The sequence below is a fragment of the Streptomyces laculatispora genome (assembly GCF_017353455.1).
GTDB lineage: Bacteria > Actinomycetota > Actinomycetes > Streptomycetales > Streptomycetaceae > Streptomyces > Streptomyces laculatispora.
The window spans coordinates 1-7,362 of the sequence record NZ_JAFMPZ010000453.1 but is presented as its reverse complement, the minus strand read 5'-3'; the positions used below and the strand labels follow the sequence as shown (position 1 = coordinate 7,362).

The window sequence follows — 7,362 nt, the reverse complement described above, 5'->3', positions numbered from 1 at the left end:
CACCTGTTCACGCACCTGTTCCTGCCCGTGGGAACAAACAAGTCCTCCGCGTCCCCGGCCGGGCGGCCCTGGTCCCGGCCGGCGTGGGCCGGGCGGGACGGCGGGTACCGGAACGGCTGGACGCGGGCTCAGCCCGGCCAGACGATCGCCTGGAGTTCGCTGTACGCGTGCAGGGCGTACGAGCCGACATCGCGTCCGACACCGCTCCGCTTGAACCCGCCGAACGGGGCCTCCATGTTCCGGCCGATGGTGTTCACGCCGACCCCGCCCGCCCGCAGCCTGCGGGCGACGCGGAAGGCGCGGGCCACATCGCCGGACCAGACGTAGTCGATCAGTCCGTAGTCGCTGTCGTTGGCCAGCGCGATGCCCTCCTCCTCGTCGTCGAAGGGGACGACCACCACGACCGGGCCGAAGATCTCCTCCCGCACGACCCGCATGTCCGGCGTGCAGTCGGCCAGCAGCGTGGGCGCGACGTAGAAGCCGCGGCCGGTCGGGGCGGGGCGTTCGCCGCCCGTGACGATCCGGGCCCCCTCCTTGCGGCCCAGTTCGACGTACGACTCGATGCGGTCCCGGTGGGCGGCGGAGATGACCGGGCCGACCACGGTGCCCTTCGCCGTCGGATCGCCGACCGTCAGATACCCGGCATACCCCGTGAGCTTCTCGATCAGGGCGTCATGGGCGCCCCGTTGGACCAGGACGCGGGTCGGAGCCGTACAGATCTGACCGCTGTAGAAGGAGAACGTGGTGCCGATGCCCGCCACCGCCGAGTCGAGGTCGGCGTCGTCGAGCACCACGGCGGCGCCCTTCCCGCCCAGCTCCATCAGCTGCCGTTTCATGGACCGGCCGCAGACCTCGGCGATGCGCTGCCCGACCGAGGTGGAGCCGGTGAAGCTGACCATGTCGACGTCGGGCGAGTCCACGGCCGCCTCGCCCGCCTCGGCCCTCGAACCGCTGACGACGTTGACGACGCCCGCCGGTACGCCCGCCTCCGCGAGGGCCTCGGCCATCCGGTAGACGGAGAGCGGGTCCTGCGGTGCAGGCTTCACGACGACCGTGTTGCCCATCGCGAGCGCGGGGGCGATCTTGCCGGCCGGGTTGGCCCAGGGGTTGTTGTACGAGGTGATGCAGGTGACGACGCCCACGGGCTGGCGGACGGCGAGCGCCCCGAAGATCCCGGCCCGGCCCATCGGCCCGGCCTCGTTGATCTGCGGCGGCACCGCCTCCTCCACCGGTTCCAGCGCGCCCTTCGCGTACCGCCGGAACCGGGCGGCGCCGACGGCCACCTGCATCCCGCGCGCGGTGCCGGTGGTGGCGCCGCTCTCCGCCTGGGCCAGGGCGGCGTTGGCCGCGAAGTCCCGCTGCATCAGGTCGGCGGCGCGGTCGAGGATCGCGGCGCGTTCCTCGGGGCGGGTCCGCGACCAGGTGGCGAAGGCCTCGCGGGCGGCGGCGGCCGCCTCGTACACCTGCGCGCGGCTCGCCTCGGGGGCGAGGCCGACGACGTCCTCGGTGGCCGGGTTGATCACCTCGTAGTGACCGTCGGCGGGCTCGGTCCACTCACCGCCGATGAACAGCCGCTGCTCATGGGACCGGTCGGCGCTCATACGGTGCTCACCGTCCGGGTGTCGCGTCCGGAGCGCAGCACCGTACCCGGAACCGCGCCGGTCACCTTGTCGTCGCGGAGCGTCTCCACCCCGTTGACCCGGACCGACACGATGCCCAGGGCCTTGGAGTCGAGCCGGGGGCTGTCGCCGGGCAGGTCGTGGACGAGGGTGGCGGGGCCCGCGTCGATGCGTTCGGGGTCGAAGAGTACGAGGTCGGCGTGGAAGCCCTCCTCGATGCGGCCGCGGTCGCGCAGGCCGAAGAGGCGCGCGGGGTCGTCGGTGAGCATCTTGACGGCCGCTTCGAGCGGGACGAGCTTGCGGCCGCGCAGGCAGTCGCCGATGAAGCGGGTGGTGTAGGGGGCGCCGCACATCCGGTCCAGGTGGGCGCCCGCGTCGGAGCCGCCCAGCATGACGTCCTCGTGCTCCCAGGTCCGCTGCCGCAGCGCCCAGGAGTCGGGGTCGTTGTCGGTGGGCATCGGCCACAGGACCGTACGCAGCTCGTCGGCCGCGCAGATCTCGACGAGGCAGTGGAAGGGGTCCTGCCCGCGCTCGGCGGCGATGTCGTTGACGACCCGCCCGCCGAGGCCCTCGTTGGCCGCGCTGTAGGTGTCCCCGATGACGTACCGGCCGAAGTTCGCGAGGCGGCGGAAGACGCCCGCCTCCTTGCTGTTGGCCCGGCGCAGCATCTCGGTCCGGGTGTCCGCGTCGCGGAGCCGCTCGATGCGCTCGGGGACGGGCAGGGACAGGATGTCGCCCCAGCCGGGGATCAGGTTGAGGGCGCAGAACGTGCCGAACGACATGTTCATCGGGGTCAGGATCGGCATCGTGAGCGCGACGATCCGGCCGCCCGCGCGGCGGGCGCGTTCGCTGGGGACCAGCTGGCGCGGGACCCGCTCGGGAACGGCGGCGTCGATGGTCAGGACGTTCCAGTTGAGCGGGCGCCCGGCCGCTGCCGTCATGTCGACGAACAGGTCGATCTCCTCGTCGGAGAACTGGTCGAGGCAGCCCGCGACGATCGCCTCGATCTGGGTGCCCTCGTGCTCGCCGACGGCGCGGGAGAGTGCGAGGAGTTCCTCGGGGCGCGCGTGCCGGGAGGCCACCGGCCGGCCGTCGCCGTCGGCATGGGTGGAGGACTGGGTGGTGGACAGGCCCCACGCCCCGGCTTCCATCGCGTCGTGGAACAGGGCGAGCATGGCTTCCAGTTGAGCGGGGGTGGGCTGTCCGCCGACGGCGTCGGGGCCCATCACGTGACGGCGCAGGGCGCAGTGCCCGACCATGAACCCGGCGTTGACGGCGATCCGCCCGTCGAGGGCGTCGAGGTACTCGCGGAAACTGGACCAGCTCCAGTCGACGCCCTCCTCCAGGGCCTTGAGGGCCATGCCCTCGACCCGCGACATCATGCGCCGGGTGTAGTCGGCGTCCTCGGGCCGGTCCGGGTGGAGCGGGGCGAGGGTGAATCCGCAGTTGCCCCCGGCGACGGTGGTCACGCCGTGGTTCATCGACGGGGTGGCGTACGGGTCCCAGAAGAGCTGGGCGTCGTAGTGGGTGTGCGGGTCGACGAAGCCGGGTGCGAGCACGAGGCCGGTGGCGTCCTCGGTGGTCGCGGCGGGACCGGGGGCCGTGCCGGGTTCCGCGATGACGGCGATGCGGCCGTCGCGGATACCGATGTCCGCGAGGTAGGAGGGTCCGCCGGTGCCGTCCACGACGGTCGCTCCGCGGATGAGGTGGTCGAGCATGACGGGGTCCCCTTCTCGGTGGTGGTGTAGCGCCTTCTCGGTGGTGGTCGCGCCTGCTCGGCGGGGGGGTGGTGGTGAGGTGGTTGGTGCGCCGGGGTGCGTACGGCCGCGGTACGCACCCCGGCTCGCGGAGCGGCGGTCCGGGAAGACGCCGCTCGTTCGTAGCGGGGGCTCCGCCCCGGGTCCGGGAAGGACTACGCCGCGTCGCGGAACCGCGTGGTCCGGTGGACCGGGTCCGTGTCGATCTTCGGGATCACGTGCTCACCGATCAGCTTGATCGAGTTGATGGTGTCCTCGGGGCTGATCCCGATCGGCAGCCCGAAGCTCAGCTGGTCCGCGCCCGCCCGCTCCCACCGCCGGCACTGCGCCAGCACCTCGTCCGGATCGCCGCAGATCATCAGCTCCTCGGCGATGAGGAGTTCGATGATCTCCTCGGAGTACTCCGGCAGCAGCTCCGGCCACTCCGGGATGCCCTCGGGGCGGGGGAACGTGTCGTGGTAGCGGAACAGCAGCGACTGGAGGTAGTTCAGCCCGCCGCCCACCGCGATCTCGACGGCCTTCGCGTGGGTCTCGGCGCAGATCGCCGTCGAGGTGACCATCACGTTGTCGTTGACGAAGTCACCGATCGGCTCGGCGTCCTTGACGGCCGTCTTGTAGGACTCGACGACCCACTCCATGTCGGAGACCTTCTGGACGCTGAAGCCCAGCACGCCGAGCCCCTTCTTGCCCGCCATGGCGTACGAGGACGGCGAGCCGGCCGCGTACCACATCGCCGGGTGCGACTTCCCGTACGGCTTGGGCAGGATCTTGCGCGGCGGCAGCGACCAGCTCTTGCCCTGGAAGCCGACGTACTCGTCCTGGAGCCACATCTTGGGGAACTCCGCGATGGTCTCCTCCCAGAGGTCCTTGGTGTGGTTCATGTCGGTGATGCCCGGCATGAACCCGAGGATCTCGTGGCTGCCCGCCCCGCGGCCGGAGCCGAACTCGAATCGCCCCTCCGAGAGGTGGTCCATCATGGCGACCTTCTCGGCCACCTTCACCGGGTGGTTGACCGGTGCGAGCGGGTTGAAGATCCCGGACCCGAGGTGGATGCGGTCGGTGGCGTGGGCGAGGTAGCCCAGGTACACGTCGTTGGCCGAGATGTGCGAGTACTCCTCCAGGAAGTGGTGCTCGGAGGCCCAGGCGTACTTGAAGCCGGACTTGTCCGCCTGGATGACGTACTCGGTCTCCTCGATCAGCGCCTTGTGCTCTGCCCCGGGGTCCGCCTTGGCCCGCGCGGCGGGCACATACCCCTGTACAAAGAGCCCGAATTCCAAGGGGGTTCACCGTCCTCAATCGTTTCTGACACTCCGTCAGATTCTGATGCGTCCGACTGTTCCACCAACACCCCGACCCGTCAATACCTGACGCTTCGTCAGGCAAGATGGGGTGGTGCGGTCAGAAGAGGCTGACCCCGGCCAGCCACCCGCCGTCGATGACGAACGGCTGCCCGGTGATGTACGAGGAGTCGTCCGAGGTCAGGAACAGCGCGAGCGCCGCGACCTCCTCGGGCCGGCCGATCCGCCCGAGCGGGACGAGCTTGCGGTAGAGCCCGTCCACGGCCTCCTTCGACGCCGCCTGGTCGGCGTCCGGGTCCAGCGCCGCCGGATTGGACATCGCGGTGTCCACGGCCCCGGGGCAGACGGCGTTGACCCTGACCCCCTTCGCCGCCAGCTCCACCGCCGCCACCTTGGTCAGGCCCAGCACGGCGTGCTTGGTCGCGGCGTACGCGCCGACGAACGCCATGCCGGTGAGCCCGGTGTACGAGGAGGTGTTGACGATCGTCCCGCCGCCCGCCGCCACGATCTCCGGCGCGACGGTCTTGATCCCCAGGAAGGCCCCCACCTGATTGACCTGCACCACCTGCTGGAACTCCTCCAGCGGCGTGGTCACCAGCTCGTTGAACCGCAGGATTCCCGCGTTGTTGACCAGCCCGTCGATCCGCCCGAAGGCGCCCTTCGCCGCGGCGACCGCCGCCTGCCAGTCCGCCTCCTGGCTCACGTCCAGGTGCACGAACAGGGCGGTCTCCTCCCCCAGCTCCTTCGCCAGCGCCTCGCCCGGCTCGTCGAGCACATCGGCGATCACCACCCGCGCGCCCTCGGCGGCGAAGAGCCGCGCCTCCTGCTCGCCCTGCCCGCGCGCCGCGCCGCTGATCAGCACGGTCCGCCCGTCCAGCTTGCCCATGGCCTGACTCCTACCTGTCGAGGTGAGGTGCGACATCGGCGGCGAACGCCGCCATCTGATCGGTCAGTTCGGCCCTGCTGCGGCTGCGGAACCGCACCTGTACCTGGTGCACGCCCATCGCCGCGTACTCCCGCAGCGACTCGGCGAGCGCCTCCGGCTTCCCGCTGAGGGTGCGCCGCCCCACGGACCAGTCCGGCTCGCCCACGTACAGCGGCTCGGTGATGGCCCCGACGACGATCGGCTCCTGCACCCCGGCCGCCTCCCGCAGGGCGTGCAGCCGGGCGATCTGCTCCGGCAGCTTCCCGCGCGGATCACCCTGCGGAAGCCAGCCGTCCCCCCGCACGGCCGCCCTGCGCACCGCGGCGGGCGAGGAGCCGCCCACCCAGACCGGCACCCGCTCCTGGGCGGGCCGGGGCAGCTGGCCGAGCCCGCTGAAGGAGAACCGCTCCCCGGCGAACTCCGGGTACTCCTCCGGCCCGAGCGCGGCCCTCAGCGCGTCGACGGTCTCGTCGAGCACGGCACCGCGCCCGTCGAAGTCCACCCCGAGCGCGTCGAACTCCTCGCGCACGTGTCCGGCCCCGACCCCGAGGATCAGCCGGCCGCCGCTGAGGTGGTCGAGGGTCGCGTACTGCTTGGCGGTGGCCAGCGGATGCCGCAGCCCGACGACGGCGACATGGCTCATCAGCAGCACGCGCTCGGTGACCCCCGCGAGGAACGAGAGCGTGGCCACCGGGTCGTACCAGACGGTGCTCATCCCCTCCGCGAGCCGGCGCGGAATGGCGACATGGTCGCAGCTCGCCAGATAGGCGAACCCGACACGGTCGGCGGTGCGGGCGATCTCGGCGAGGTCGGCCGGGGTGGCCCCGGCCTCCCACGGCTCCGCGTAGATGGCGCTCTGCGACTGGATCGGGAGCTGCATCCCGTACGACAGCGGTCCGGCGGGCAGTATCGGCACCGGTCGGCCTCCTTTCCTCTAGGTCAGCCGAGTCCGCCGGTTCGACGTCGGGGCCGCCGAGGCCCACCGGGATTCACCGAGGTGAGTCACGACAGAACTGATGCCACGTCAGATACGAACCGGCGGGGCCATCGTCGTACCTGACGGTGCATCAGACAAGAGGAAGGGCAGTGGGATCGCACGTCGGCACCGTCACGGCATCACCCGCGGACCGGCCGCCGTGCGGCGGGACTCCTCCGGGCCTCAGTCGAGGTAGGTGAACGGGGTGTCGGCCGAGTTGTTGGTGTCCACGTCGCTCACACTCCACACGCGGAACCTGGGCTTCTCGTAACCATCGCCCCGGTCCGCGGGCACCTTCACCTCCGCGACGCAGCCCCCGTCGGGACCCGCGATGACATCGCGCATGTCGACTTCCATCTTCGGGCTGGTGTCCGAGAAGCTGATGCGGAGCTGATCCCCGGGGGCGAAACCGCTGATCGTGAGCGTCACGACGGCCCCGGTGGCCGCCATGTCGGGAGAGGCGACGACTCGCGGACGCGCGTCCGGCGTGGACGCGTTCGTCGCCCCGCTCGGCAGCTTGTCGACCGGCCGGTCCGACGGGGACGCGGACGGCCCGGCTGCTCCGGGCGAGGCGGACGCCGTCTCGGAATCCTCTGTCGAGGCGGCCGACGGCGGCGCGTCCGAGCGGGAGCCCCCGCCGGACAGCGCGGCCGGAGCGATGATCGCAGCGACGACTGTCGCCGCTGCGGTGATCGTCGCCGCGATGATCGGCACGCGGTGCCCGCCGCCTCGCGGATCCGGCGGACCAGGGACCGGTACCGGGGCCGGGGGGCCCGGAGGCAGGGGC

At 71.6% G+C, this 7,362-nt stretch carries 6 protein-coding genes; all 6 read right to left on the bottom strand.

What is annotated here, in order from left to right; all coding sequences use genetic code 11:
• Positions 1–128 precede the first annotated feature (128 nt).
• The gene (locus tag J1C73_RS22195; RefSeq protein WP_207317966.1) at positions 129–1,601 is read right to left on the bottom strand and encodes an aldehyde dehydrogenase family protein; all 1,473 of its coding nucleotides are present in this window, start codon (positions 1,599–1,601) and stop codon (positions 129–131) included.
• Entirely contained in the window at positions 1,598–3,337 is a 1,740-nt protein-coding gene (locus J1C73_RS22190) for an N-acyl-D-amino-acid deacylase family protein (protein ID WP_207317965.1), read from the bottom strand. Before J1C73_RS22190 ends, J1C73_RS22195 begins: the two co-directional genes overlap by 4 nt.
• A gap of 194 nt (positions 3,338–3,531) precedes the next feature.
• Positions 3,532–4,653, bottom strand: a complete 1,122-nt coding sequence (locus tag J1C73_RS22185; protein WP_123459942.1) for an LLM class flavin-dependent oxidoreductase — start codon at positions 4,651–4,653, stop codon at positions 3,532–3,534.
• Between the two features lie 121 nt (positions 4,654–4,774).
• Complete coding sequence (locus J1C73_RS22180) at positions 4,775–5,560, bottom strand: SDR family NAD(P)-dependent oxidoreductase (RefSeq protein WP_207317964.1); 786 nt, start codon at positions 5,558–5,560, stop codon at positions 4,775–4,777.
• A 10-nt stretch (positions 5,561–5,570) separates the two neighbouring features.
• Positions 5,571–6,515, bottom strand: a complete 945-nt coding sequence (locus J1C73_RS22175) for an LLM class F420-dependent oxidoreductase (protein ID WP_307797772.1) — start codon at positions 6,513–6,515, stop codon at positions 5,571–5,573.
• Positions 6,516–6,758: 243 nt separating this feature from the next.
• Positions 6,759–7,289, bottom strand: a complete 531-nt coding sequence (locus J1C73_RS22170; RefSeq protein WP_207317963.1) for a hypothetical protein — start codon at positions 7,287–7,289, stop codon at positions 6,759–6,761.
• Positions 7,290–7,362 lie beyond the last annotated feature (73 nt).

Bases quoted from the DNA above. Each gene is read 5' to 3' on its own strand.
- J1C73_RS22190 (WP_207317965.1), bottom strand. From the start codon at position 3,337: ATGCTCGACCACCTCATCCGCGGAGCGACCGTCGTGGACGGCACCGGC.
- J1C73_RS22195 (WP_207317966.1), bottom strand. From the start codon at position 1,601: ATGAGCGCCGACCGGTCCCATGAGCAGCGGCTGTTCATCGGCGGTGAG.
- J1C73_RS22180 (WP_207317964.1), bottom strand. From the start codon at position 5,560: ATGGGCAAGCTGGACGGGCGGACCGTGCTGATCAGCGGCGCGGCGCGC.